The organism is Streptomyces sp. JLBG701 (assembly GCF_058544905.1).
Genome location: NZ_CM178588.1, coordinates 5420969 through 5446721, shown reverse-complemented (window position 1 = coordinate 5446721; position 25753 = coordinate 5420969). Strand labels below are relative to the sequence as shown.

Annotated in this window: 27 protein-coding genes; 10 read left to right on the top strand and 17 right to left on the bottom strand. The window is 68.2% G+C overall.

The features are described from left to right. Positions 1–7: 7 nt before the first annotated feature. The 7 genes from AC5DRG_RS25000 to AC5DRG_RS24970 form a co-directional block, all read right to left on the bottom strand. Positions 8–1567 carry an SCO6880 family protein gene (locus AC5DRG_RS25000; RefSeq protein ID WP_491812873.1) on the bottom strand — a complete coding sequence of 520 codons (1560 nt, stop codon included), beginning with the start codon at positions 1565–1567 and terminating at the stop codon, positions 8–10. After that, complete coding sequence (locus AC5DRG_RS24995; protein ID WP_491812872.1) at positions 1564–2883, bottom strand: hypothetical protein; 1320 nt, start codon at positions 2881–2883, stop codon at positions 1564–1566. The genes AC5DRG_RS25000 and AC5DRG_RS24995 overlap by 4 nt, the downstream gene beginning before the upstream one ends. Next, positions 2873–3706: a DUF8175 domain-containg protein gene (locus AC5DRG_RS24990; RefSeq protein ID WP_491812871.1), complete on the bottom strand. Its 834-nt coding sequence runs from the start codon at positions 3704–3706 to the stop codon at positions 2873–2875. The genes AC5DRG_RS24995 and AC5DRG_RS24990 overlap by 11 nt, the downstream gene beginning before the upstream one ends. Before the next feature lie 189 nt (positions 3707–3895). Beyond that, positions 3896–4204, bottom strand: coding sequence for a DUF8827 family protein (locus AC5DRG_RS24985; RefSeq protein WP_491812870.1), 309 nt, complete (start codon positions 4202–4204; stop codon positions 3896–3898). A gap of 357 nt (positions 4205–4561) precedes the next feature. Further along, complete coding sequence (locus tag AC5DRG_RS24980) at positions 4562–5872, bottom strand: S53 family peptidase (protein WP_491812869.1); 1311 nt, start codon at positions 5870–5872, stop codon at positions 4562–4564. 327 nt (positions 5873–6199) lie between these two features. Beyond that, positions 6200–7546 carry a S53 family peptidase gene (locus AC5DRG_RS24975; protein WP_491812868.1) on the bottom strand — a complete coding sequence of 449 codons (1347 nt, stop codon included), beginning with the start codon at positions 7544–7546 and terminating at the stop codon, positions 6200–6202. 287 nt (positions 7547–7833) lie between these two features. After that, on the bottom strand, positions 7834–8445 hold the full coding sequence (locus AC5DRG_RS24970) for a TetR/AcrR family transcriptional regulator (RefSeq protein ID WP_491812867.1): 612 nt from the start codon (positions 8443–8445) through the stop codon (positions 7834–7836). 80 nt (positions 8446–8525) lie between these two features. On the opposite strand from AC5DRG_RS24970, the gene AC5DRG_RS24965 reads away from it, so the two are divergent. Together AC5DRG_RS24965 and AC5DRG_RS24960 are read left to right on the top strand one after the other, a co-directional pair. Then, a complete protein-coding gene (locus tag AC5DRG_RS24965) occupies positions 8526–9443 on the top strand; it encodes an oxidoreductase (protein ID WP_491812866.1) in 918 nt (305 codons plus the stop codon). Between the two features lie 194 nt (positions 9444–9637). After that, positions 9638–10402 carry an SDR family oxidoreductase gene (locus AC5DRG_RS24960; RefSeq protein WP_491812865.1) on the top strand — a complete coding sequence of 255 codons (765 nt, stop codon included), beginning with the start codon at positions 9638–9640 and terminating at the stop codon, positions 10400–10402. On the opposite strand, the gene AC5DRG_RS24955 is transcribed toward AC5DRG_RS24960, so the two are convergent. Genes AC5DRG_RS24955 through AC5DRG_RS24940 form a run of 4 tightly spaced genes read right to left on the bottom strand, consistent with a single transcriptional unit; the run spans position 10353 to position 12247 of the window. Then, positions 10353–10916, bottom strand: a complete 564-nt coding sequence (locus tag AC5DRG_RS24955) for a HEAT repeat domain-containing protein (protein ID WP_491812864.1) — start codon at positions 10914–10916, stop codon at positions 10353–10355. The two genes, AC5DRG_RS24960 and AC5DRG_RS24955, sit on opposite strands and share 50 nt — an antisense overlap. Before the next feature lie 41 nt (positions 10917–10957). Continuing rightward, complete coding sequence (locus tag AC5DRG_RS24950; protein WP_491812863.1) at positions 10958–11209, bottom strand: DUF397 domain-containing protein; 252 nt, start codon at positions 11207–11209, stop codon at positions 10958–10960. After that, complete coding sequence (locus tag AC5DRG_RS24945; protein ID WP_491812862.1) at positions 11202–11381, bottom strand: DUF397 domain-containing protein; 180 nt, start codon at positions 11379–11381, stop codon at positions 11202–11204. The genes AC5DRG_RS24950 and AC5DRG_RS24945 overlap by 8 nt, the downstream gene beginning before the upstream one ends. 11 nt (positions 11382–11392) lie before the next feature. Next, entirely contained in the window at positions 11393–12247 is an 855-nt protein-coding gene (locus tag AC5DRG_RS24940; protein ID WP_491812861.1) for a helix-turn-helix domain-containing protein, read from the bottom strand. 137 nt (positions 12248–12384) lie between these two features. Between AC5DRG_RS24940 and AC5DRG_RS24935 the strand changes: the two genes are divergently transcribed. From AC5DRG_RS24935 to AC5DRG_RS24920, 4 genes are all read left to right on the top strand, one after another. Beyond that, positions 12385–12804, top strand: coding sequence for an ATP-binding protein (locus AC5DRG_RS24935; protein ID WP_491812860.1), 420 nt, complete (start codon positions 12385–12387; stop codon positions 12802–12804). A gap of 36 nt (positions 12805–12840) precedes the next feature. After that, a complete protein-coding gene (locus tag AC5DRG_RS24930) occupies positions 12841–13578 on the top strand; it encodes a trypsin-like serine peptidase (protein WP_491812859.1) in 738 nt (245 codons plus the stop codon). 145 nt (positions 13579–13723) lie between these two features. After that, positions 13724–14668, top strand: coding sequence for a C40 family peptidase (locus AC5DRG_RS24925; RefSeq protein WP_491813143.1), 945 nt, complete (start codon positions 13724–13726; stop codon positions 14666–14668). A 228-nt stretch (positions 14669–14896) separates the two neighbouring features. After that, the gene (locus AC5DRG_RS24920) at positions 14897–15613 is read left to right on the top strand and encodes a phosphatase PAP2 family protein (protein ID WP_491812858.1); all 717 of its coding nucleotides are present in this window, start codon (positions 14897–14899) and stop codon (positions 15611–15613) included. A 121-nt stretch (positions 15614–15734) separates the two neighbouring features. On the opposite strand, the gene AC5DRG_RS24915 is transcribed toward AC5DRG_RS24920, so the two are convergent. Next, positions 15735–17303 (bottom strand): FAD-binding oxidoreductase, encoded by a 1569-nt coding sequence (locus AC5DRG_RS24915; RefSeq protein ID WP_491812857.1) that lies wholly within the window; start codon positions 17301–17303, stop codon positions 15735–15737. Between the two features lie 379 nt (positions 17304–17682). On the opposite strand from AC5DRG_RS24915, the gene AC5DRG_RS24910 reads away from it, so the two are divergent. Both AC5DRG_RS24910 and AC5DRG_RS24905 read left to right on the top strand, forming a co-directional pair. Continuing rightward, positions 17683–18525 carry an SCO4651 family lipoprotein gene (locus AC5DRG_RS24910; RefSeq protein ID WP_491812856.1) on the top strand — a complete coding sequence of 281 codons (843 nt, stop codon included), beginning with the start codon at positions 17683–17685 and terminating at the stop codon, positions 18523–18525. Between the two features lie 129 nt (positions 18526–18654). Next, positions 18655–18846 (top strand): hypothetical protein, encoded by a 192-nt coding sequence (locus AC5DRG_RS24905; protein ID WP_491812855.1) that lies wholly within the window; start codon positions 18655–18657, stop codon positions 18844–18846. Positions 18847–18850: 4 nt separating this feature from the next. Here the strand turns inward: AC5DRG_RS24905 and AC5DRG_RS24900 are convergent, their stop codons facing one another. Further along, positions 18851–19192, bottom strand: coding sequence for a metal-sensitive transcriptional regulator (locus AC5DRG_RS24900; protein WP_491812854.1), 342 nt, complete (start codon positions 19190–19192; stop codon positions 18851–18853). A 230-nt stretch (positions 19193–19422) separates the two neighbouring features. On the opposite strand from AC5DRG_RS24900, the gene AC5DRG_RS24895 reads away from it, so the two are divergent. Beyond that, the gene (locus tag AC5DRG_RS24895; RefSeq protein ID WP_491812853.1) at positions 19423–20043 is read left to right on the top strand and encodes a DUF47 domain-containing protein; all 621 of its coding nucleotides are present in this window, start codon (positions 19423–19425) and stop codon (positions 20041–20043) included. Between the two features lie 8 nt (positions 20044–20051). Beyond that, a complete protein-coding gene (locus AC5DRG_RS24890) occupies positions 20052–21050 on the top strand; it encodes an inorganic phosphate transporter (RefSeq protein ID WP_491812852.1) in 999 nt (332 codons plus the stop codon). Positions 21051–21421: 371 nt separating this feature from the next. Here the strand turns inward: AC5DRG_RS24890 and pstB are convergent, their stop codons facing one another. From pstB to pstS, 4 genes are all read right to left on the bottom strand, one after another. Next, positions 21422–22198: a phosphate ABC transporter ATP-binding protein PstB gene (pstB, locus tag AC5DRG_RS24885; protein WP_491812851.1), complete on the bottom strand. Its 777-nt coding sequence runs from the start codon at positions 22196–22198 to the stop codon at positions 21422–21424. Between the two features lie 51 nt (positions 22199–22249). Further along, the gene (gene pstA / locus AC5DRG_RS24880) at positions 22250–23308 is read right to left on the bottom strand and encodes a phosphate ABC transporter permease PstA (RefSeq protein ID WP_491812850.1); all 1059 of its coding nucleotides are present in this window, start codon (positions 23306–23308) and stop codon (positions 22250–22252) included. Next, positions 23305–24312 carry a phosphate ABC transporter permease subunit PstC gene (gene pstC / locus AC5DRG_RS24875; protein WP_491813142.1) on the bottom strand — a complete coding sequence of 336 codons (1008 nt, stop codon included), beginning with the start codon at positions 24310–24312 and terminating at the stop codon, positions 23305–23307. Before pstC ends, pstA begins: the two co-directional genes overlap by 4 nt. A 104-nt stretch (positions 24313–24416) precedes the next feature. Further along, positions 24417–25544 (bottom strand): phosphate ABC transporter substrate-binding protein PstS, encoded by a 1128-nt coding sequence (pstS, locus tag AC5DRG_RS24870; protein WP_491812849.1) that lies wholly within the window; start codon positions 25542–25544, stop codon positions 24417–24419. Between the last annotated feature and the right edge of the window lie 209 nt (positions 25545–25753).

The following is a 25753-nucleotide window of genomic DNA, read 5'->3' as shown; positions in this document are numbered from 1 at the left end:
ATCAGCCCTACCTTCGGATTCCGGTGGCGAACGGGAGTGTGTTCACGAAGGCGCGGTGATGCTCTCGGTCGCACCACTCCAGCTTCAGATACGACTTTCCGGCCGAGGCCCTTATGGTCCGCTTGTCGCGGGCGAGGGCCTCCGCGTTGCGGGAGGAGACCGTGATGTAGCCGACCAGGTTGACGCCCGCCGCGCCGCTCGCGAGGTCCTCGCCGCGCTGGTCGAGGCGGTTGTGGGCGGCGATGTCGCGGGGGTCGACGGTGCGGTTCATCTTGGCGGCGCGGGAGGCGTCGGCGTCGTCGTTCGTCTTCTCGGTCAGCATGCGTTCGATGGCGACCTCGGTGGGTTCGAGGTCCATCGTGACGGCGACCGTGCGGATGACGTCCGGGGTGTGGACCAGGAGCGGGGCCAGGAAGTTGACGCCGACCGGCGTCATCGGCCACTCCTTCACCCAGGCCGTGGCGTGGCACCAAGGCGCGCGTGTGGACGACTCGCGGGTCTTCGCCTGGAGGTAGGTGGCCTCCATGGCGTCCAGTTCGGCCGGCCAGGCGTTGCGCTTCGTCATCGCCTGGATGTGGTCGATCGGGTGGTCCGGGTCGTACATGGAGTGGACGAGGGAGGCGAGGCGGCCCTGGCCCAGCGGCTGCCGTACGCGGATGTCCGCCTCCTGGAGACGGGAGCAGATGTCCGTCAACTCGCGTGCCATCACCACCGCGAGGCCCGCGTCACGGTCCAGCTTGCGGCCCGCCTGCGGGCGCGCCGCGCGGGCCATCGCGTGGGCCTCGGCGGAGAGTTCGCGGGTGAAGTGCATGCAGGCGACGAGGTAGGCGCGGTGCTGCTCGCTGCTCGTCGACACCATCGACTGCAGCTGCTCGTACGACTGTTGCAGCCACGGCGGTGACTTCTCGTCGCCGCGTACGGACACGTCCTTGGCGTGGGCGTCCGGGTCGGCCGGGAGGGTGCGGGCGAGCATCTGGATGCGGGTGACGAAGCCGTCGCCGTTCGCCACGTGCTTGAGGAGCGTGCCGAAGCGGTCGACGAGGGCCTCCTGGTCCTCGCTGTCGCGCAGGCCGACGCCCGGGCCCTCGATCTCGATCGCGGCCGTGACGGTCCGGCGGTCCGCGTGCAGGAGTACGGCGATCTCGTCCGGGCCGAACGGGGCGGCGAGCCAGGTGATCCGGCCGATGCCGGGCGGCGGACCGACCTCGATCTCACGGCCGTCGAGGTTGGTGCCCGCCTCCATGACGGAGGAACGGTACGTCGTGCCGCGGCGGAGGCTGCGCTTGTAACTGCGGTTGATCTCGAACCACTTGTAGAACGTGCGGTGCTTGTACGGCACGTACACGGCCGCCAGCGCGATGAGCGGGAAGCCCATCAGCAGCACGATGCGCAGGGAGAGGACCGGGACGATGAGCCCGCACATCATGCCGAGGAACGCGCCCACGATGATCAGCGCGATCTCGCCGGACTCGCGGTTCCGGCCGACGATCGCGTTCGGCCGGGCGCGGCCGATCAGATAAGTACGGCGGGGCGTGACCGCATGGGACACGTGGGACTCGGTCGTCAACGCCCTTCACCTCCCGTGCGGTTGGTACTGCTGTTGCGGGTGTTCGACGCGCCGGGGGCGCGGGGCGGGGGTGCGGCGGAGGGGACAGATCCGCCGCCTCCGTTCGAGGCGCGCGTGCTGTGCGCGGAGACGCCGCCGGAGACCTGGTTGGCGGGGCGGGGCGCCGCGGACTGACCCCCTCCGCCCCCTCCGCCGCCGTTGTTGTCGGCCCGGCTGCTGTGCGTCTTGATGCCCTGGGCGACCAGGGTCGCCGGGGAGCTGATGACCGCCGCCGCCTTGCCCTCCGCGCCCTGCATGATGCGGTTGTTGCGGGAGTTGGCGATCTCGTCGCCGAAGCCGGGGACGAAGCGATAGATCATCGCACTCGCGAAGATGGCGAGCAGGATGATCGCGAGGCCTGAGACGACCGCGGAGAAGGCGTCCGGGCCGTCGTCGGCCGACAGCGCGCCCGCGAGGCCCAGCACGATCACGATCACCGGCTTCACCAGGATCACCGCGATCATGATGCCCGCCCAGCGGCGGACGTGGCCCCACAGGTTCTTGTCGACCAGGCCGGCGTAGACGACCGTGCCGAGCAGCGCGCCCACGTAGAGCAGGGCGGCCCGGATGACCAGCTCCAGCCACAGCACGCCGGCCGCGAGGATGCTGACCAGGGAGACGACGATCAGCATGATCGGGCCTCCGCCGATGTCCTCGCCCTTGGCGAGCGCGCCGGAGAACGTGCCGAAGAAGGTGTTCGTCTGGTCGCCCGTCGTCTTCGCCAGGACGTCCGTGACGCCGTCCGCCGCCGATACGACCGTGTAGAGGATCAGGGGCGTGAACGCCGACGCCAGTACCGTCAGCCACAGGAAGCCGACCGCTTCCGAGATGGCGGTGGTGAGGGGGACGCCTCGCACCGCCCTCTTGGCGACCGCGAGCAGCCACAGCAGGAGGGTCAGGATCGTCGACGCCGCGAAGACGACGGCGTACTGCTGGAGGAACTTCTCGTTCGTGAAGTCGACGGTCGCGGTCTCTTCGACGGCATCGCTGAGCTTGTCGATGGTCCAGGATGCGGCGTCGGCACAGCCCTGGGCGAGGGAGGAGAGGGGGTCGAGGGTGGAGGTGGGGTCGAGCGTGGAGGAGCCGCCGCTGCTGGAGCTGCCGTCGCGTTCGCAGTACTTCTTGGCGGGGCCGGCGATGAGTGAGCAGGGGTCATCGCTCGGCGTCGGCGTCGGAGTGGGCGCCGCGAAGGCACGGGTGGCCAGCAGTACCGCGCTTACTTGAGCGGCGGCCACCAAGCCGGTGAGCTTGAGTGCGCGATACGGGCTACCGGGCATAAGTGAACCCTCCGAACTCCTCGACCGCCTTGCCGATGTCGTCGGCCCCCGACACGGGGTCGTCCCCGGTGACGGGTGTAGGGCCGGTCTTCTGGCTGGTCTCCAGGACCTTCCAGTCGCCGCCGCTCCAGTTCAGCTTCAACGTCACGGTGAACCAGTTGCTCGTCACGGGGTTGGTGGAACTCTCCCCGGTGAGTCCGAAGAGGCCGTTGCACCAGACCTCGACGGTGGCCGCATCCGTGCTGAGGGACGTGGTCTTGGTGCCGGCAGGCAGTGTGCGGTTGACGAACGTGCTGCCCTGTGGGGCGGTGCCGTCGTTGTTGAGCCCGATCTTCTGCAGGAATGCCGCTGAGTAGTCGGCGTCGAAGCTGGACTGGAGCTGGTCGACGGAGCTGGGGTCAGCGATGGTCTGCACGATCAGGTGCCGCCTGGTCGTGTTGAACATGCCGTCCGAGCCGAGTGCGGACGCGTAGTTCGCGGCCGCGCTCTGCGCACCCTGCCCGTCGTGGGCGTACCCCGTAGGGATCCCGCCCGTCCCCGTCTCCACCGGCTTCGTTCCGCTCGCCGCCGTAGTCGACGTCTCCGGCTTGTCGCCGCCGCCCGTGCTGTCGCTGGCGGAATCGTCTCCTCCGCGGTTGGCGAATGCGATCGCGGCGATCAGGAGGACCACCACGCCGACCACCGTGACCAGGCTGCGCGACGACGACCGGCCGCCTCGCCGTGCGCCTCCGTACACATCGCCGCCTCCGTCGGGCAGCCGGGTCCGGGTCTGGCCCGTGCCGCCGTAACCGCCGGAGGACTCGTGTTCGTCCCCGAGACTCATGCCGTGTACGCCCCCTCGACGTCGTACCGGAACCGGAACGCGTAGATGTACGACGGTAGCCGCGCTGGCTCCCGCGCGGGTGCGGTGTGGTGACTCGACATCAGGGAACGCAACCTCAGCCGGTGGGCACGACGGGCGGGTGGGGTAGAGGGGGACCGGGCGTGCCCGGAGGGGACGACGGTGTGCCGGCTACACGGCCATGCCGTACACGATGGTGAAGAGCGTGCCGAGCGAACCGATGATGAAGACGCCCGTGAGGCCGGCGATGATGAGGCCCTTGCCCTGTTCCGCGCTGAAGGTGTCGCGTAGCGCGGTGGCGCCGATGCGCTGTTTGGCGGCGCCCCAGATCGCGATGCCGAGGCACATGAGGATGGCCACGGCCATGACCACCTGGATCATCGTCTTCGCCTCGTTGCCCAGGCTGCCGAAGGGGCCCCAGTCCGGAGCGATCCCGCCGATGATGGTGGTGATGTCTCCCTTGTCGGCTGCGAGAAGCATGTAAGTCACCGCCCCTGTTGGGTAGTTCTAGGTCCCCTGCCACAGTGCAGAGGTCAGGCCTCATTGTCGCCGACAAATGCGCTGTCGTATGTCGACTTGGCGTCATCGGTTGGCGGGTTTCGTACGAATACCGCGTACGGTCACTCTGTGTATCACGGCAGGTCACGCCGGGCAATGAGGCCTGAGCGGAACCTGTTGTGCGGTTCCGTCGTTGAACCCCCTCACGACCTGGTCCGACGGTTGGCGGCCGGTCGAGTGAGCCATCGAGACGATGTTCTCATGATGAACGGGCCGCGGCGGAATGCCGCGGCCCGTTGTCGATGTGACGGAGGGTCAGGGGGAGGGTCGGAGGGGGAGTCAGCCGGTGAAGGCGGTCACTCCTTCCGGGGTGCCCCAGCCCGTCGGGCCGTCGTAGCCCGTGGTGGCTGTGCAGAGGTAGCTGGTGGAGCAGGTGCCGTTGTTGCCGCTGGTCACGTCGTTGAGGGCGGAGGTGCCGGCCGACGCGTAGGGGAAGCTCGCCGGGTAGGAGCTGGTGGACGGGGTGCCGGCGAGGGCGTAGACGCCCGCGATGATGGGGGCGGAGGCGCTGGTGCCGCCGAAGGTGTACCAGCCGGCCGTGATGCCGTAGGAGTCGTAGACGGAGACGCCGGTCGCCGGGTCGGCGACGGCCGCCACGTCGGAGATGGTGCGCTTCGAGCAGCCCGTGTCCGTCTGCCAGCTCGGCTTGGTGTCGTACGAGGAGCAGCCGGAGCCGGTGCCTTCGGTGCTGCTGGTCTTCCAGACCGTCTCCGTCCAGCCGCGGGTGGTGGAGGACGTGGACAGGGCCGTGCCGCCCACCGCGGTCACGTACTGGGATGCCGCCGGGTACTCGGCGCCGTAGCCGCTGTCGCCCGCGCTGACGGTGATGGCGACGCCCGGGTGCTTGAAGTACGAGGTGTCGTACGTCGAATCGGAGGACGACTCGCTGCCTCCGTAGCTGTTCGAGACGTACTTCGCGCCCAGGGCGACCGCCTCGTTGACCGCCTTGCCGAGGTTGGCCATCGTGGCGGACTTGGCCTCTACGAGGAGAATGCTGCAGTTCGGGCAGATCGCGCTCGCCATGTCGACGTCGAGCGAGATCTCCTCCGCCCAGCCGGTGTTGGCGGAGGGGAGGGAGGTCGTGGAGCCGGTCTGGCTGACCTTCTTGAAGCAGCCGTTGGCGGTGGTGCAGGCGGAGAGGCCGTAGTACGAGCGGTACGTGGCGAGGTCGGCCTCGGCGTTGGGGTCGTCGTAGGCGTCGATGATGGCGATGGTCTCGCCGGAGCCGTTGGAGGCGGCGGCGTCCGTCAGGCCGTAGGCGTCCTGGAGGTCGGAGGGGCCGTATCCGGAGGGAGTTGTGGCTTCGGCGGCCTTGGGGGTGATGCCCTCCGCCTTTGCCTGGGCCTTCTGGAAGGCCGTGGTGCCGCCGGTGACGCGCAGGGCCTTGCAGGCCATCTCTCCGGCCTTGCTCGGGGTGGAACAGGCCCGGGACCAGGTCACCGTCGACGAACTCGCCGCGTCCGCCTGGGCGGTGGTGCCGAAGCCGGCGAGGGCGAGTGCGGCGGTGGCGAGGGCGGCGGAGCCGATACGGCGCCATCTGCCGTGTACGCGGGGGGTGTTGGACGGTCTGCTGGGGGGAGTCGAGCGCATCGTGCAGCCTCCTGAAACCTGATGGTGGTGGAACAGGGCGGTGCGGGTGCGATGCCGTCGGTACGGAGTCCCCGGCGGCGGGCGGCGGCCCGGAGAGACGATCTCCTTGTTGAGTACGCAACAAAAGGGGGTGGGCGGAATCCTGACTTCCGCCATACCGAACCCTGTCCGAACGCTGTCCAAAGCCTCCTCGCGCCTTACTTCCCGATGGCCCGCCGATGGAGTGCGGGTGGCGGATGCTTGACCCGACTCGCGGGCTCGGAGGCTCAGTTGGCGAGGGGCGGGCCACGACCGGATGTCTTGGCCCGCCCCTGTCTCCCTGGTCGGTCAGCCGGTGAAGGCGTCGATCCCCGCCGGGGTGCCCAGGCCGGTCGGGCCGTCGTAGCCGGACTTGGCGGTGCAGTAGTAACTCGTGCTGCACGTGCCGTTGTTGCCGCTGGTCACGTCATTGAGGTCCGAGGTGTCGGCGTACGGGAAGCTCGCCGGGCTCGAACCGCTCGACGGGGTGCCGGCGAGGGCGTAGACGCCCGCGATGATCGGGGCCGAGGCGCTGGTGCCGCCGTAGGTGACCCAGCCGGTGCCGTCGCCGTAGGTGTCGTAGACCGAGACGCCGGTGGCGGGGTCGGCGACGGCGGAGACGTCCGAGATCATGCGCTTGGTGCAGGTGGTGTCGGTCTGCCAGGTGGGCTTCGCGTCGTACGAGGAGCAGCCGGAGCCGGTTCCCTCGGTGCTGCTGGTCTTCCAGACCGTTTCCGTCCAGCCGCGGGTGGCGGAGGAGGTGGACAGCTTGGTGCCGCCGACCGAGGTCACGTACTTGGAGGCCGCCGGGTACTCGGCGCCGTAGCCGGAATCGCCCGCGCTGACGGTGATGGCGACGCCCGGGTGGTTGAAGTAGGAGGAGTCGTAGGTCGTGTCGGCCGACTCCTCGTCGCCGCCGTAGCTGTTGGAGACGAACTTGGCGCCCAGTTTGACGGCCTCGTTGACCGCCGTGCCGAGGTCTTCCATCGAGGACGAACTGGCCTCGACCAGCAGGATGTTGCAGTTCGGGCAGGTCGCGCTGGCCATGTCGACGTCGAGCGAGATCTCACCGGCCCAGCCGCTGTCGGCGGTGGGGAGCGAGGTGGTGGAGCCGGTCTGGGAGACCTTGCTGAAGCAGCCGTTGGCGGTGGTGCACGCCGAGAGGCCGTAGTAGTCGCGGTAAGTGGCCAGGTCGGCCTCGGCGTTGGGGCCGTCGTACGCGTCGACGATGGCGATGGTCTCGCCGGAGCCGTTGGAGGAGGCGGCGGAGGTCAGGCCGTAGGCGGACTGGAGGTCGCTCGGGCCGTAGCCGGTCGGGGTGGCGGAGGAGGCGTTCGGCTTGAGGGTCTTGGGCGCTACGCCCTTCAGGGCGGCCTGCTTCTCCATGAACGCCGTGGTGCCGCTGGTGACACGGAGGGCGTTGCAGGACGCGAAGCCCTTCTTCGGGGTCGCGTCACACTGCGAGGTGTACTTCACATGGGCCTTGGCGACCTGGGCGGCGACGGTCTTGGCGCCGGCCTTGTGCGGCGTGGGGGTGGCCGCGTCGGCGTGCGCCGCGACGCCGAGTCCGGCGAGGAGGAGGGCGGCGGTGGCCGTGGCGGCCGAGCCGATCCGGCGCCATCTGCCGGATATGTGGGGGGTGTTGGGTGTACGCAACGTACAGCCTCCTGAGAGTGGTTGCAGAGGCCTGCGGTGGGGGGACCACCGGTGGTTCCCGGTGGGGGCGGCGACCCGCGTAGACCATCCCCTTGTTGAGTACGTGACAACAAGACGGGTGACGGAACCCTGACTTCCGCTTTAGGCAAGGAGGTTGCGTGCTTACTGATCAATGGCGGGGCAATGGGCGGCGAATGGCCGCGACTTGACCATCTACACGCGTTGCGCACAAGTTCGGGAGGGGGTCCGACAGCTGAATGACAGTGTGCTCGGTCTGCTCGGTCTGCTCAGCGGGGCTTGAGGCCGTGGAGCAGCAGATGCACCAGGTTGGGGATGCTCTCCAGGACCGCCTGTCGGTCGATCATGTCGTTGGCGGTGTACGAGGCAGTGCCCTGCAGAGTGGCGCCCAGGGCGAGGGTGAGCTGTGCGGGGTCCCCCTCGATGATCTCTCCGCGCTCCTGGGCGTCCGCGATCACCCGCTCCAGTGAACCCACCGTGCGGTCGACCGCGTCCGCCATCTGCTCCGCCGCGTCCGGGTCGTGCTTGCGGGTGTACATGAGCTCCAGGAGCTCGGCGTTGTCGATGGAGAAGCCGAGGTAGGTCCGGGCGAGGGCGGTGAGGCGGGGCTCGATCGGAAGGGCGGGGTCGTCGGTGGCGGCGAGGGCCTGGCTGAGCCGTTCGTATCCGCTGAGTGCCAGGGCGTTGAGCAGGGCCTGCTTGTCCTTGAAGTGCCGGCCGGGGGCCGCGTGACTGACGCCGACGTCCCGGGCCAGTTCGCGGAGCGAGAGTGAGCCGACACCCTTCTCCCGCAGGGTGCGCTCGGCGCTCGCGAGCAGGGCGGCGCGGAGGTCTCCGTGGTGATAGGGGCGGTTTTCGGGTGTCGGTGTCGGCGTGCGCATGGAGTCATCGTATCCGGATGTTGGCGTCGTCAGCATTGTTGTCATTGACAGCATTGTTGGCGGCGCCTACATTGAAGGGCATGGCAGCTGACAAGAACGCGAAATGGAACGCAAGCAACCTCCCGGACCTCACCGGCCGCACGGCCGTGGTCACGGGAGCCAACAGCGGCATCGGCCTGACGGCCGCGACCGCGCTGGCCGGCGCCGGCGCGCACGTCGTCTTCGCGGTACGGGACCTGGAGCGGGGCCGAGCGGCTTCGGCTTCCGTGAGCGGCAGTACGGAGGTCCGTCGCCTGGACCTGGCCGACCTGTCCTCGGTACGGGAGTTCGCGGCGTCCTGGCAGGGCGAGCTGGCGCTGCTGATCAACAACGCGGGCGTGATGATGCTCCCGCAGCAGCGGACGGCGGACGGCTTCGAGATGCAGTTCGGCACGAACCACCTGGGCCACTTCGCCCTGACGAACCTCCTGCTCCCGCACATCACCGACCGGGTCGTGACGGTGTCGTCGGGCGCCCACCGCTGGGGCGACGAGACGATCCACTTCGACGACCTGAATCTCACCGGCGGCTACACCCCCCGGGGCGCCTACGGCCAGTCCAAGCTGGCGAACCTGCTCTTCACCCTGGAACTCCAGCGCCGCCTGACAGAGTCCGGCTCCCGGGTCCGAGCCCTGGCGGCCCACCCCGGCTACGCGGCCACCAACCTCCAGAGCCACGCGGCGAGTCCACTGGCCCGCGTGTTCATGCGCGTAGGCAACAGGTTCTTCGCCCAGGACGACAAGGCAGGCGCCCTCCCCACGCTCTACGCCGCGACCCAGGACCTCCCCGGCGCGAGCTACGTCGGCCCGAGCGGGTTCGGTGAGGGACGGGGGGCTCCGACGCTGGTCGGGCGTAGTACGGCGGCTAGTGATACGGGGGTGGCTCGGCGGCTGTGGACGACTTCGGAGGAACTCACGGGGACGAAGTACCCGCTGGCGGTGGCAGGGGCGGTCAAGTAGGAGAAGCGGGGGAGCGCATCGGCAAGGTGATTGGCCCCGTTGGACCACCCTCGCCTTCGCCGACCTGGGCTTTTTCTCTTGCCAGTTGGCCCGAACCGGCCAATCGCTCTCACCGTGCCGACGTACGCCCGCGCTACCTTGTTGGTGGATGCATCCGGATCCGAGTCGGTAGGGGCTTCGGGGGAGGTGGCGTGATGGGGGACGACCATACGGGCTTCACGCTCGTCGGCCGTACGGCGCTGGTGACCGGGTCGGTGCGTGGGCTGGGGCTGGAGATGGCGCGGGGGCTGGCGCAGGCCGGTGCGCGTGTGGTGCTCAACGGGCGTGATTCCGTCACCCTCGACGCCGCCGTCAGCCGTCTTCGTGACGACGGGCTGGATGTCGTGTCCGCCGCCTTCGATGTCACCGACCGCGACATGGCCCGCGAGGCGGTGATCGGGCTCGGCGACATCGACGTGCTCGTCAACAACGTCGGCCATCGGGACCGTCGTGGCGTCGAGGAGATGACGCCCGATGAGCTGGCCGGGATGCTCAACGTCCATCTGACGTCGGCGTATGCGCTCAGTCAGACCGTTGCGCGCGGGCTGGCCGAGCGCCGCACCCCGGGTCGCATCATCAACGTCTCCTCCGTGATGGGGCTTCTCGGACGTGCCGGTGACGTCGCCTACGCCACCGCCAAGGCCGGCCTCGACGGGCTCACCCGGGCCCTCGCGGCCGACCTCGGCCCCACCGGCACGACCGTCAACTCCGTGGCGCCGGGCCCCTTTGCCACCGAGGTCAACGCTCGGCTCGCCGAGGATCCCGAGTGGTCGGAGTGGCTGCGTACCCGTACGGCGCTGGGGCGTTGGGGGCGGCCTGTGGAGATCGCGGGTGTCGTTGTCTTTCTGGCCAGTGAGGCTGCCTCGTTCATCACGGGGCAGACGATCGCTGTGGATGGCGGGATGACGGTGAAGTTTTGAGGTAGATCGTGCCGCCGGGGGCGTACCAGCCGGCCTTCTTGCGGACGGTTGGGTTGGGGTCGTTGCGGTGGGCCGCTTCCAGTGCGGCCGCCGCGGTCGGCTCCGCGTGGGCGAACTTGCCCACCAGCTCCGCCGCCATCGCGCGGACCCTGGGGTCCGGGTCGCCTGTCAGCAGGCGGAGGCCTGGCTCCAGGACCAGTCCCGCGCCCGGTGCGCACACGTCGCCCTTGCACCGGTCGCAGGCCAGCGCGTGCAGCGCCATGACCCTGACCCCGGCGTCGGGGTCTTCGGCCATGGCGATGAGCAGCTCCATCGACTCGGTGTCGACCAGGTGGTCGAGGAGCCGGCAACATCCCTCACGCACACGTGCGTTGTCGTGCCGCAGGCCGTCCCGTATGGCGTCGATCGCGTCCTGCCCGCGCCGCAGCAGCTCGTGGTAGGCACCTACGGTTCGCTGCGGATCTCCCAGCGCTGCGACGAGCGCCGCGTTGTCTGTTCGGATAAATCCCAGCATGTATCGAGCGTCGCGAGTGTGCCGGTTGGCGGCAACCGGATTTACTCCGGGGCGTCGTCCTCCAGGCCGTCCACGAAGTGGTCGAACTCGCCTGCCTGTACGCCTAGTACGAAGGCGTCCCACTTGCGGCGGTTGGTCGTGACCACGTTCTCCGGGTCACTGGTTTCGCGGATGTAGACCGGGGCTTCTCCGTCGTCGCCCTTCCCGAAGGCGATCTCGATCCAGGGGCCTGGGCCGGTTGCCTCCGGCGGGGCGGCGCGTTCCCAGGTGAGGTCGGTGGGGATGTCAGACACGGGGAGTTTCCTTCTTCAGTGCGGTGAGGAGGGTGGCGAATGTCCGTGGGCGGGCGTCGAGTATCACCCCGTCGGGGTCGCCGCTTTCGGTGAGGTGGATCGTTTCGGTGGTTGCGGCGACGTGCACGCAGGAGGCGCCTTCGGAGCAGTACGACGACTTCTGCCAGTTCATGGGTATGTCCATCACAGCTCTCGCATCACGTTGTGGATGAGGTCTCGGGTCTTGTCCGGGGCGAGCGCGACAGTCCCGATCCGGTCGAACAGTGTGCGGTATTTGTGCAACTGGGCTTCGGCATCGAGGAATGCGAGGCCGTGGGCCTGGTCGAGGTAGACGGTGTCCAGCTGCGGTACCGGGCCGTACGCGTAGTGGATCGACTGCCCGGATCCCGGGTAGGCCCCGGCGTCGAAGGTGACAGCGCGCAGGGTGATGTGGTCTCGGTCGCTCATGTCGAGCAGGTGCTGCAACTGCTGCCGCGCGACCGTGGGGCCGCCGACCTTCATGCGCAGGGCTGCCTCGTGGATGATCGCCTCGTACGGGGTCGGGCTGTCCTCGTGGAAGAGGATCGTCTGGCGCTTGATGCGGAACGAGAGGCGGTGCTCGATGTCGGGCGGTGAGAGTTCGGAGACTGCCTGACGGAAGATCTCAAGTGCGTACTCGCGGGTCTGGAGCAGGCCCGGGATGCGGGCCGTGGTGGAGTCGCGCAACGACTGGGCGTGGTGCTCCAGTTCGGCCAGGTCGAGGAGCGGGCGGGCGAGCGGCTCGCGGTACTGCTCCCACCAACCTCGGTTCCGGTCCCCGGTCATGCCGGCGATCGCCTCGACGAGGGCCTTGTCCGGGCAGTCGTAGTGGCAGGCCAGCGTGCGCACGCGTTCGGCGCTCACCCCCAGGCGTCCGGTCTCCATGTTGCTGACCTGCGCCTGCTTCATGCCGAGCAACTGCGCGGCTGCTGTCGACGTCAGGCCTGCGCGCTCGCGCAGTTTGCGCAGCTCGGCGCCAAGCCGGAGTTGACGTCCCGTCGGGTTGTTCCTCACGGGCATTTCCGTCTCTCCTGCGAACGGCTTGTCACCCACATGGGTGAATGCTCTTAGTATCCCCGAGTTTAGGTGAAGAATATATCCGTAGCTCGCTACCTTGAGTCGGGTAACCCAACTCCCCTCAGTGATCGGAGACTTCCATGACCACGGTATCCCCGCCCTGGGCCTACACCCTTCACCTCCCGCACGATCCACACGCACCGGGGATCGCTCGCGCCACCCTCCGTACCGTCCTCGCCGCCCACGGCCTCGCCCAGCTCACCCCCACCGCCGAACTCCTCGCCTCCGAACTCCTCACCAACGCCCACCTCCACACCGACGGCCCCTACGCCCTCCGCCTCCGCGCGATGGAACCCGGTCGTCTCCGCGTCGCCGTCTGGGACACCGACCCCCGTGTCCCGCCCGGGTTCAACACGGACCTCCCCGCACCCCCGGACGACGCCGAAAGCGGACGCGGACTGCACCTCGTGCGGGCCTGTGCCGATGCGTGCGGCGTCTCCGTGTTGCGGGAGCTCGGTGCGTCGAAGGGTGGGAAGTTGCTGTGGGCCGAGTGCAGGTAGGAGTGGCTCTCACCTTCGTGGGACACAGTGAGCCACATGAAACGCACCAGGCAGGCACGCGCCCTTCTCGGGGCGTTCGTGTTGCTGGCGGCCGGTGTCTCCTCCTCCGTCGCTGCCGCCGATGACGGGGCCGGGCCCCTCGGGGTGACCGTCGTGGCGGGTGTGAGCGCCCGGACGGCCAGGGTTGGGGCCCTCTTCAGGTCCGGCGGACGCTTCTGTACCGCCTCCGTCGTGCACAGCCCGCACCACAATCTGATCGTCACCGCCGCGCACTGCCTCGACGAGCCCGGAGACCTCTTGTTCGTGCCCGGCTATCGCGACGGCAAGGCGCCTTACGGGGTGTGGAAGGTCGGGCGGCGTTTCCTGCCCGGAGGGTGGGCCGGCGAGCAGGACGAGGACAGTGACGTCTCCTTCGCTGTCCTCCGCGAGAACAGCAGCGGTCAGCGCATCGAAGATGTCGTCGGCGCCAATCGGTTCGTCACCAGTGTCGCCACCGGGGCCACCGCCGTCACCGTCACCGGGTATCCCAACTCCCGTGAGACGCCCGTGAGCTGCACCAACAAGCCGCGTGCTCATAGCCGTACCCAGCAACGCATTGACTGCCCCGACTTCACCGGCGGTACCAGCGGGAGTCCGTGGGTCAACGGGGACGGGCAGGTCGTCGGGGTTCTCGGTGGGCATGAGCAGGGTGGGGCCACGGCCGACATCTCTTACAGCGTCGTCTTCGGGCGCGAGGCCCAGCGGCTGTATTCGGACGCCGCCGGCGACCCCTGACTTCTTCTCGTGCGTGATCACTCCCACTCCGCTGGGCAGTCTCTACACTGACCGGGGCGGACTCCCGGGCGGCGAGGGGCGGTTGACGTTGCGTAAGGCATGGGTCGTGGCGGGCGCCGGGGTTGGTGCGGCGCTCAGCTTCGTGATGCTGCTCGTCGTCGGGGTCTATGTCGTCGCCGGGAATCTCGCCAACGGGGTCGGCGGTGGCAGCGTCGCGCTCGCCAAGGGGGCCGTGCCCGCCGCCTATCAGCCGCTGGTGCAGAAGTGGGGCAATCTGTGCACCGCCATCAATCCGGCGCTGCTCGCCGCGCAGCTCTACCAGGAGAGCGGGTTCAATCCCAACGCCAAGAGCGCGGCCGCCGCACAGGGGATAGCGCAATTCATCCCGGGCACCTGGGCCACGCACGGAATCGACGGTGACGGCGACGGCGACCGCGACGTATGGGATCCGAATGACGCGATTCCGTCGGCCGCCAAGTACGACTGCACGCTCGCCTCGTACGTGAAGGACGTGCCGGGCAACGCCACCGAGAACATGCTCGCCTCCTATAACGCCGGGGCCTACGCCGTCATCAAGTACGGGGGCGTGCCGCCGTATCAAGAGACCCAGAACTACGTGAAGACGATCACGACCCTGCAGGAGTCCTTCGCCGCGCCCGTCACTCGGGTCGATCCGTCCAAGCAGGCCGCCGGGGCCATCTACTACGCCCAGAAGAAGCTCGGCACGCCCTATCTCTGGGGTGGGAACGGTACCGCTGACCAGGGCGGACGGTTCGACTGTTCGGGGCTGACCAAGGCCGCGTACGAGAGTGTGGGGATCACGCTTCCGCGCGTCGCCAATGATCAGTACAACGCCGGTCCGCACCCGGACCGCAGCGAGCTGCTGCCCGGCGATCTCGTCTTCTTCTCGGACGACCTCACCAACTCCCGGGCCATCCGGCATGTGGGTATTTATGTCGGCGGCGGGTACATGATCGACGCCCCGAGAACAGGTGCTGTGATCCGGTTCGACCCGATCGACACCCCCGACTACTTCGGGGCCACCCGGGTCACCGAAGATGGCGCGAAAGCGCTCCCCACGACCGTGTGACCGAGGGTGGAACCTACCCCCTGAGCTGCAGTGATGTGTCTCTCTTCGATAACGTCTGCGTGATCATTCGGTGGAGTGTGGAACGTACTAAGTGGGGCCGTGCGTTCCTGTTGACGTAGCCGAGCGGACGTCGAACAGGCTCACGTGTCAGTTGTGTGTGCACGTGTACATACGGGCGTACGTATGCGGCTGCACCTCCACAGACGACGACGAAGGGGCCACAGCACCATGGCTGGACTCGCCGAATCCGGGTCGAACCCCGACGTCGACCTGCTCTACGACATCAACGGACTGGCCAAGGACGCGCCCCGCTGGTTCGACCGGGGCATGGAATTCCTCGGCGAGTACGGGCTGATCGTCGTCATGGTGCTGCTCTTGGTGTGGTGCTGGTGGTCCGTGCGGCGGCGCAGTGGCTGCGCCGACGAAGCGGCCTCTTCTGTCGCCGGCCTTGTGTGGGCGCCCCTGGCCGCTGCCATCGCCGTGCTGGTCAACGTGCCCATACGGGGGTTTGTGGAGCGGCCTCGGCCCTTTGTCACCCATCAAGGGATCGATGTTCTGGTCAGCGGGAAGACCGACTACTCCTTCGTGAGTGATCACGCGACCATCACCATGGCCATGGGTGTCGCGTTGTTCGTCGCCCATCGGCGGTTCGGGCTGGTCGGGATTGGGCTTGCGCTGGTTGAAGGGTTCTGCCGGGTTTACATGGGTGTGCACTATCCGACGGACGTCGTTGGTGGGTTCGCGCTCGGGACGGCTGTCGCGTTGCTCCTGTCGCCGCTTGCCATGGCGATGTTGACGCCGGTGATGAAGGCGGTTGAGCGGTCGCCTCGGGGTGGGTGGCTGATTCGTGCCGGTCGGGTTCGGGCCGGGGATGGTGCGGCGGTTCCTGGGGCGCGGAGTAGTGAGGAGTCGGCTGGGGCGGAGGAGCGGGATCTGGCGGCGTAAGCGGTCCGCTGGTTGCGCGGTGACTAATCCGCGGGCCGGTGGGGGCTTGTCGCGCCCCGCGGCGGAGCCGCTAGTAGACACAGCCCCGCGCCCCTAAAGGGGCGTTGCCGCACCCGAGTTCTTACAGTGCCTGTGGGTACGTGAAGAAGCCAGTCGGGTCGTACTGGTTCTTGATCTTTGTCAGGCGGGTTGCCGCGTCGCCGTAGTACGCCTTTCGCCAGTTCGTCAGGCTTGCGTCCGTGTAGTTCTGGTAGGCCGCGCCCGAGGCGTATGGCTTCATCGCGGTGTGGGCCTGCGTCAGCCAGGACTGGGCTTCCGTGCCTGTCGTGCCCGCTCGCCAGGACGCGATGTACTGGGCCAGCATGCGGGAGCGGCGGTGGACGAACGACGTTGCCGTGGGGGAGACGCGGTTGACCGCGCCGCCCAAAGCCGTGAGGGCGATGCTGCCCGAGCCGCCGCGTACCGACTCCATCTGCCTGAGCAGCGACTGGATGCCGGTCGTGCTGATCGAGCGGTCGAAGAAGTCCGACTTCGCCGCGTAGGTCTCGCGGTTCAGCGCGCCCTGCGGGGAGCGGCCGGGGGTCGGGCCCGGTAGGTGGCACTGGGCGTCCGTCGAGAAGGAGGAGCAGCCGGCGTAGAGCTCCATCGACTCCTCGTAGGATCGGCGCTTCAGGGAGACGCTGCTGGCCGACGAGCCGATCATCGCGTCGGCCAAGTGGTCCACCGCGTTCTGGAGTTCGCCGTAGGTGCCCAGGGAGAACGCCGCGATCGAGACGGTCGGGGTGCCGCCGGCCGAGTTCGCCAGGTGGAGGGAGGACCAGATCTCGTCCGGCTGGGTCGGGCCCCACTCCTGCCAGGCCTCCATCACCGCGGCCGCCTTCGACCACGGCCAGGTCATGTACGCCGTTACGGCCTGGGGGGCGGGATGCGTCTTGAAGCGCAGTTCCGTTACGACACCGAAGTTGCCGTTGCCCGCGCCGCGCAGGGCCCAGAACAGGTCCTTGTTCTCGCTCGCGTTCGCCGTCAGTTGCTTGCCGTCCGCCGTGATCAGCGTCGCCTGCGTGAGGCTGTCGCAGGTCAGGCCGTAGGCGCGGGAGACCACGCCGTGGCCGCCGCCGAGGGTGAGGCCCGAGACGCCGACCGTCGGGCAGGAGCCCGCGGGGATGGTCACGCCCTTGGCCGCCAGCGCGCGGTACACGTCGATCAGCTTGGCGCCGGCACCGACGACCGCCTCGGAGCCGCTCGCCCTGATGGCCTTGAGTTTCGAGACGTCGATGATCAGGCGGTTGTTGCCGGAGGACCAGCCCGCGTAGGAGTGGCCGCCGTTGCGGATGGCGACCTGGAGGTTGTGGGCGCGGGCGTAGGAGAGGGTCGTACGGATGTCGGCGGCGTGGGCGACGTAGGCGACGGCTGTCGGCTTGAGGCTGTCGAAACGGGTGTTGTAGAGCTGGCGGGCCGCGTTCCAGTCGGCGTCGCCCGGGCGGATCAGGCGGCCGTCCAGGTCCTGGGCGAGAGCCGTCCAGTTCGCGGGGGCGGTGGCGCCGGCGGACTTGATCGGCGTACGGGAGGTCGTCGTGGACGTCCGTGTCGCGGTCGCCGTGGTGCGGCCGCTCTCGCCGGTGGTGCACGCGGCTGTCGCGACCGCCGCGATCGAGGCCGCGCCGCCTGCGATGAACGTACGCCGTTCCATGTCTGCGCCTTCCGTCGGCTTACGTGGAACGAGACGAGGGGGCGGACGTTCGGGTTCCATGAGGTACGGCAGTCATGTCAGCCGGCCGTGTGGCCATCCGCGTCCGTCCTGGCCTGGCTTCTGGCTCTTCGCGCCGGGCCGCGCCAGCCGCAGGTGCAGCGGGCTAGACAGAAGCGGCCCTGGTCGACCGTCGACGTGCGGTGTTCCGGATGGTCATGGGGGGAGTTGAGCCTGTCCTGCTGAGCCACGCCGACAACGTTACCCAGGCCCGGTAAAGGGCTGGTATGGGCCCGGCGTGCGTGACGAGGGCCACCTACTCGTCGTTAACCGGATCGACAGGGGGCCCGTGACGGACGTACCGGCTGGGAGTGGGCAGGCGATGGCGGAGTGGCAGCGGCAGCGGTGGCGGTCGGGTGGGGCGGCCGTCGCGGTGGGGCTCCTCGTCTGTGTGGGCGCCACCGGGTGTTCCGGCACCGGTGCCGCCGCCGAGGACGCGCGCGGGGGCGAGGATCCGGTCGCGGTGGTGCGGCGCGCCGCCGACGCGCTCGTCGGGGCGGGGAGTTCCAAGGCGCGTACGTCCATGGAGATGGCCACCGGCGGGACGCGGGTGACCATTCGGGGCGAGGGTGTCTACGACTACAAGCGGCAGCTCGGGCAGCTGAAGGTGCTGCTGCCGCAGAATCCCGCCGGGACCGTCGAGCACCGGCCGATCACCGAACTCCTCGCGCCGGGCGCCCTGTTCATGAAGAACCGGGGGGCCGGGGTGCCCGCCGACAAGTGGGTCAGGGTCGACACCGCCACCCTCTCCGACGGGAACCTCGTCACCGGCGGGGCCACCGATCCCTTCGCCGCCGCCGAGTTGCTGCGGGGGACGCGGACGGCGACGTATGTCGGGGAGACCGAGGTCGCGGGCACCGAGGTGCGGCACTATCGCGGGACCGCCGATCTCGGGGTGGCCGCGAAGGGTGCCTCGGACGGGAACAAGCAGTCCCTCGGCGCGGCGGCGAAAGGGTTTGCCACGGCTCGGGTGCCGTTCGACGTCTACCTCGACGAGCAGGGGCGGATCCGCAAGGTCAGGCACCGGTTCAGCTTCGTCAACGGGCAGCAGAAGGGCACCGTCGCGGTCGCCTCGACGACGCTGCTCTACGACTTCGGGGCCCCCGTGGACGTACGACTGCCGCGGGCCGCGGACATCTACGCCGGCAAGATCGCCGAAAAATGACCGGGTGATCCGGTCCCTGTGCCGGTCTCTGTGTCAGTCCTTGGACTAGCCCATGAACTAGCCCGTCCGTGCCATGCGCGGGGTGTAGACCGCTGCCTACTCTAGGAAGTCGGTGACGGCAGAGAAGAGGTGACGCACGTGGCTCCGGTTGGCGGTACGGCAGTTCAGGACCACGTGGCACTCGCCGAGATCGAGCTGTGCGGGGACCTGATCATCGCGGCGTCGGCCGCCCGCGAGGACCGGCTCAGCCTGGCGAGCATCGACGAGGTGCTGAAAGTGGCCGATGAGCGGGCTGCCGACGCCGGCGGATCAGGTTCGTAGCGGATCAGGTCCGTAGCAGCCGGGCGATCGCCTTCGTCGCCTCGTCCACCTTCGCGTCGATCTCGTCGCCGCCCCTGACAGCCGCGTCCGCGACGCAGTGGCGCAGGTGCTCCTCCAGGAGCTGGAGCGCGAAGGCCTGCAGGGCTTTGGTGGAGGCGGACACCTGGGTGAGTATGTCGATGCAGTAGACGTCCTCGTCGACCATGCGCTGCAGGCCCCGGATCTGGCCCTCGATACGGCGCAGGCGCTTGAGGTGCTCGTCCTTCTGCTTGTGGTAGCCGTGTGTGGCCGGGTGTGCGGTCGGTTCGGAGGGCGCCGTCGCCGCGCCGGCCTCGGTGGTCGTCATCGCGTCCTCCAACTCCAGGCATATACCCCTAGTGGGTATATCGTAACGAACTTTGCTGGGTATAGGGCCCTTGGCCAATGCCGCTGGCAGCGGCCGGACCGGAGCCCCGTACCGCCCCCGTGCACTTCACTTTGCCCGATGGGCGACACTGGAGGACGGCCCATTAGCCGTGGCCGGATGATGCACCTAGCATCAGCCTGACCGAAACCGATGCATCCTGAGGACCCCTTGTGCGCTTTCGTCTGACCCCCAGGGAGACGAGCTTCTACGACATGTTCGCCGCATCCGCGGACAACATCGTCACGGGCTCGAAACTCCTGATGGAACTGCTCGGGGCGGACGCCTCCGGCCGGGCCGAGATCGCAGAGCGTATGCGGGCCGCGGAACACGCCGGTGACGACGCCACCCACGCCATCTTCCACCAGTTGAACTCCTCGTTCATCACGCCCTTCGACCGTGAGGACATCTACAACCTCGCCTCCTCCCTCGACGACATCATGGACTTCATGGAGGAGGCCGTCGACCTGGTCGTCCTCTACAACGTGGAGGAACTGCCCAAGGGCGTCGAGCAGCAGATCGAGGTGCTGGCGCGGGCGGCCGAGCTGACCGCCGAGGCCATGCCGAACCTGCGGACCATGGACAACCTCACCGAGTACTGGATCGAGGTCAACCGACTGGAGAACCAGGCGGACCAGATCCACCGGAAGCTGCTGGCCATGCTCTTCAACGGCAAGTACGAGGCCATCGAGGTGCTCAAGCTCAAGCAGATCGTGGATGTGCTGGAGGAGGCCGCCGACGCCTTCGAGCATGTGGCGAACACGGTGGAGACCATTGCGGTCAAGGAGTCCTGAACCCGGTCATGGACACCTTCGCTCTGGTCGTGACCATTCTGGTCGCGCTCTTCTTCACGTACACCAACGGCTTCCATGATTCGGCCAACGCGATCGCCACGTCGGTCTCGACGCGGGCGCTTACGCCTCGGGCCGCGCTCGCCATGGCCGCTGTGATGAATCTCGCCGGCGCGTTTCTCGGCAGCGGGGTCGCCACTACCGTCAGTCAAGGGCTGATTCAGACACCCGAGGGGTCGAAGGGGATGGGGATCCTCTTCGCGGCTCTTGTCGGGGCGATCACCTGGAACCTCGTCACCTGGTACTTCGGGCTGCCTTCCTCGTCTTCGCACGCGTTGTTCGGGGGCATGGTGGGGGCCGCGCTGGCGGGCGGGACGACCGTCTACTGGCACGGGGTGCTGGACAAGGTCGTCATTCCGATGTTCGTGTCGCCGGTGGTGGGTCTGCTCGCCGGGTATCTGGTGATGACGGCGATCATGTGGATATTTCGGCGGGCCAATCCGCACAAGGCCAAGCGGGGGTTCCGGATCGCTCAGACGGTTTCCGCGGCGGGGATGGCTCTCGGGCATGGTCTGCAGGACGCGCAGAAGACCATGGGCATCGTGGTGATGGCGCTGGTCATCGCCGATGTCGAGGACTACGGGGATCCGATTCCGGTCTGGGTGAAGATCGTCTGTGCTGTGATGCTGTCGGCCGGTACGTATGCGGGTGGGTGGCGGATCATGCGGACGCTCGGGCGGAAGATCATTGAGTTGGATCCGCCGCAGGGGTTCGCCGCGGAGGCCACGGGGGCGTCGATCATGTTCGCCACGGCGTATCTGTTCAAGGCGCCGGTTTCCACGACGCATGTCATCACGTCGGCGATCATGGGTGTCGGGGCCACGAAGCGGGTGAACGCCGTGCGGTGGGGGGTCGCCAAGAACATCGTGCTGGGGTGGTTCATCACGATGCCGGCTGCGGGGGTTGTGGCTGCGGGCAGCTTCTGGGTTGTGAATCTGGCGTTTCTGTAAGGGGCGTTTCCTCGCCCCCGCCGCCCCTACCCGTCCCATCCCCAGGGGCTGCCGCCCCTTCGACCCCGCCCCCAGGGGGCTCTGCCCCCTGGACCCCCGCTCCTCAAACGCCGGAGGGGCTGAAATTGTACGGACCGGGCTGAAATTGTGCGGACCGGGGTGAAATCATCGGGACTTTTGAGGCGCAGGTCCAGGTACCTCAGCCCGTCCGGCGTTTGAGGACGAGGCCCCTTCAGGGCCGATAGCGGGGGTCTGGGGGCGCAGCCCCCAGTGGCTGGACGCGAGCGGGCCCGCCCCCTGGGAGCCAGGGGGCGGGCCCTTATCGTCCTCGCGGTGGCACCGCCATGCAGCACCGCGAGGGGTCTTTCGGTTTAGCCGAAGCGGCCGGAGATGTAGTCCTCCGTCGCCTGGACCGACGGGTTGGAGAAGATGCGCTCCGTGTCGTCGATCTCGATCAGTTTGCCGGGCTGGCCTACCGCCGCGAGGTTGAAGAAGGCCGTGCGGTCGGAGACGCGCGCCGCCTGCTGCATGTTGTGCGTCACGATGACGATGGTGAAGCGTTCCTTCAGCTCGCCGATCAGGTCCTCGATCGCCAGGGTGGAGATGGGGTCGAGCGCTGAGCACGGCTCGTCCATCAACAGCACCTTCGGCTCCACCGCGATCGCCCGCGCGATGCACAGGCGCTGCTGCTGGCCGCCGGAGAGGCCGGAACCCGGCTTGTTCAGGCGGTCCTTGACCTCGTTCCAGAGGTTCGCGCCCTTGAGGGACTTCTCGACGACGTCGTTCAGCTCGGACTTCTTGTAGGAGCCGTTGAGCCTGAGGCCGGCCGCCACGTTGTCGTACACCGACATCGTGGGGAACGGGTTGGGACGCTGGAAGACCATGCCGACCTCGCGCCGCACCGCCACCGGGTCGACCCCGGCGCCGTACAGGTTCTCGTCGTCGAGCATGACCTTGCCGTCGACGCGGCCGCCCGGGGTGACCTCGTGCATACGGTTGAGGGTGCGCAGGAAGGTCGACTTGCCGCAGCCGGAGGGGCCGATGAAGGCCGTCACGGAGCGGGGCTCGACGGTCATGGAGATGTCTTCGATCGCGCGGAAGGCGCCGTAGTAGGCGCTGAGGCCGCTTACGTCGATTCGCTTGGCCATGGGGATCACTGCTTCTTTCGGGAAGGAAAAGTCTGGTCGCTGTTGGCCGCGTCAGCGACCGGTCTTGGGAGCCTTCCAGCGGGCGATGCCGCGGGCCGCCAGGTTCAGGATCATCACGAAGGCGATCAGCGTGAGGGCAGCAGCCCAGGCACGGTCGTACGCCGCCTCCGAGCCGCCGCTGTTCTGGTACTGCTGGTAGATGTACAGCGGCAGCGACGCCTGCGCACCCTCGAAGGGGTTGTTGTTGATGAACGGGTTGCCGAACACCAGCAGCAGCACGGGTGCGGTCTCGCCGGCGATACGGGCGACCGACAGCATGATGCCGGTCATGATGCCGCCGATCGCGGTCGGTACGACGATCTTCAGGATCGTGCGCCACTTCGGCACGCCGAGCGCGAGGGACGCCTCACGCAACTCGTTCGGGACGAGCTTGAGCATCTCCTCGGTGGAGCGGACGACGACCGGCATCATCAGGATCGCCAGGGCCAGCGAGCCGGCGAACCCGAAGGGCTGCATCTCGAACTGGAGCATCAGGGCGAGGATGAACAGACCGGCGACGATCGACGGGATACCGGTCATCACGTCGACGAAGAAGGTGACGGCCCGGGCGAGGTTGCCGCGCCCGTACTCCACGAGGTAGATCGCGGTCAGCACGCCGATCGGCGCGGCGATGATCGTGGCCAGGCCGACCTGCTCCAGGGTGCCGATGATGGCGTGGTAGATACCGCCGCCCGGCTCGGAGTCGGCGACCACGCCCATCGAGTGGGTCAGGAAGTAGCCGTCCAGGACCTTCGTGCCGCGCTTCACGGTCGCCCAGACCAGGGAGGCCAGCGGCACCACGGCGAGCAGGAAGGCGACCCAGACGAGAGAGGTCGCGATGCGGTCCTTGGCCTGGCGGCGGCCCTCGACGCGGGAGGCGATGACGTACGTACCGAGGATGTAGAGGATCGCGGCGATCAGGCCCCACTGGACCTTGCTGTCGAGGCCGGCGGCGAGGCCGATGCCGATCGCGACGACGACGGAGCCCGCGACGATCGCGTACGGGCCCCACTTCGGCAGTCGGCCGCCCTGCAGGGAGTTGGGGCGCTTGTCCATGACGACGGTGCTCATGCGTTGGCCCCCGAGTACTCCTTGCGGCGGGCGATGATCATGCGTGCCGCGCCGTTGACCAGCAGGGTGATGACGAACAGGACCAGACCGGAGGCGATGAGCGCGTCCCGGCCGTAGGTGCCCGCCTCGCCGAACTTGGCGGCGATGTTCTGGGCGAAGGTGCCGCCGCCCGGGTTGAGCAGGCTGCCGTGGATCAGGAAGTCCGGCGACAGGACGGTCGCGACGGCCATCGTCTCGCCGAGCGCGCGGCCGAGGCCGAGCATCGAGGCGGAGATCACACCGGAGCGGCCGAAGGGCAGCACGGCCATGCGGATGACCTCCCAGCGCGTGGCGCCGAGGGCCAGGGCGGCCTCCTCGATCATCAGCGGGGCCTGCCGGAAGACCTCACGGCTCACGTTGGTGATGATCGGGAGGATCATGATCGCGAGCAGGACGCCGACGGTGAGCATCGAGCGGGGGGCGCCCTTGTCCCACGAGAAGATGCCGGTCCAGCCGAAGAAGTCGTTCAGCCAGCCGAAGAGGCCGTTCATGTGCGGGACGAGGATCAGGGCGCCCCACAGGCCGTAGACGATGGAGGGCACGGCGGCGAGCAGGTCGATCACGTAGGCGATCGGGCCGCTCAGCTTGCGCGGGGCGTAGTGGGTGAGGAACAGCGCGATGGCGACGGCGATCGGGACCGCGATGACCATGGCGATGACCGAGGAGATCACCGTGCCGTAGGCCAGGACGGCGATGCCGAAGACCGGCGGGTTCGCGGTGGCGTTCCACTCGAACGTGGTGAGGAAGTTGCCCTCGTCGTCGCTGATCGCGAGGACCGCTCGATAGGTGAGGAAGACCGCGATGGCGGCCATGATCACCAGCAGGAAGATGCCCGACCCTCGGGTGAGAGCGAGGAAGATCCGGTCTCCGGGTCGGGTGGCGCCGCGGGCGGCGCGCTTGCGCTCGGCCTCGGTCGGCCGGGGAGTGGGGGGAGGTGCTTCGGTGTTCTGTGTCGTTATGTCCATCGAGGTCTCCGGTCTGCGGAGCAGCACGGAGTGTGCGGCTCCTGGCGGCGGTGCACCGGACGGTGCGGCCCGGTCCCGAACCGGGACCGGGCCGCACACTCGGATTAGCTAAGGCCGGCGATGGTGGTGCGGACCTTGGCGATGATCGCGTCGGGGATCGGGGCGTAGCCGTTGTCGGCGAGGATGCCCTGACCCTCTTCGCTGGCGATGTAGGTCAGGAACGCCTTGGTGGAGGCCAGGGTGTCCGCCTTGTTGCCCTTGTCACAGACGATCTCGTAGGTGACCAGGGTGATCGGGTAGGCGCCTTCGGCCTTGGTCTTGTAGTCCAGCTGGAGCGCGAGGTCCGAGCCGGTGCCGATGACCTGGGCGGCCGCGATGTCCTTCGTGGCGCTCTCGGAGCTGGGCACGACCGGGGCGCTGGCGCCCGTGTCGATGGAGACCGGGCTGATGCCGTCCGTGGCGTACGACAGCTCCATGTAGCTGATGGCGCCGGACGTCTGCTTCACCTGGGCCGCGACACCGGAGGAGCCGGACGCCGACTGGCCGCCCTTGGCCTGCCAGGCCTTGCCGCCCTCGTAGTTCCAGTTGTCGGGCGTGGTGGCGATCAGGTACTTGGTGAAGTTGTCCGTGGTGCCGGACTCGTCCGAGCGGTGGAAGGCCTGGATCTTGAGGTCCGGGAGCTCCGCGTCGGGGTTCAGCTTCTTGATCGCTTCGTCGTTCCAGTTGGTGATCTTGCTGTCGAAGATCTTCGCGAGGGTCGGCGCGTCCAGGACCAGGCTGTCGACACCCGGGACGTTGTAACCCACCGCGATCGGGCCGCCGACCATCGGGAGGTCGATGCCCTGGCCGCCGGTGCAGACCTCCTTGGAGGCCGTGACCTCTTCGGGCTTCAGGGCGGAGTCGGAACCGGCGAAGGCCACCTGGCCCTGGTTGAACGCGGTGATACCGGCGCCGGAGCCGGAACCCTTGTAGTTGAGCTGCACGCCCGAGCACTGGGCGGTGAAGGCCTTGACCCAGGCGTCGATCGCGTTCTTCTGCGCGGAGGAGCCGTCGGCGAGGATCTGGCCCTTGGCGTCGCCACAGTCGATCGAGCCGGCGCTGGCGGCGCTGGAGGACGAGTCACTGCTGGTGTCGCCGGTGTCGTCCGAGCCGCACGCCGTGAGGGCCAGGGCGCCGGAGACGGCGAGAGCACCGAGGGTGAGGGCCCGCCGGTTCATGCGCTGAAGCTTCACTTGAGGGAATTCCTTCCAGGAGCCGCCGTCCTGAAATCCGGCGGCGTGCGAAGACTGGGTGATGCGGGCGCGTGATCGGACGTCGCGCCCGGCATCGGGTAAGGCCGAAATTAGGCAGAACAGGTGAAGGCGCCTATGGCCGAAAGTGAACGGAGGGTGAACCCCTGAGGGCGGTGTGGTTAGGTCACGGAACGCTTACGTCGAGGACA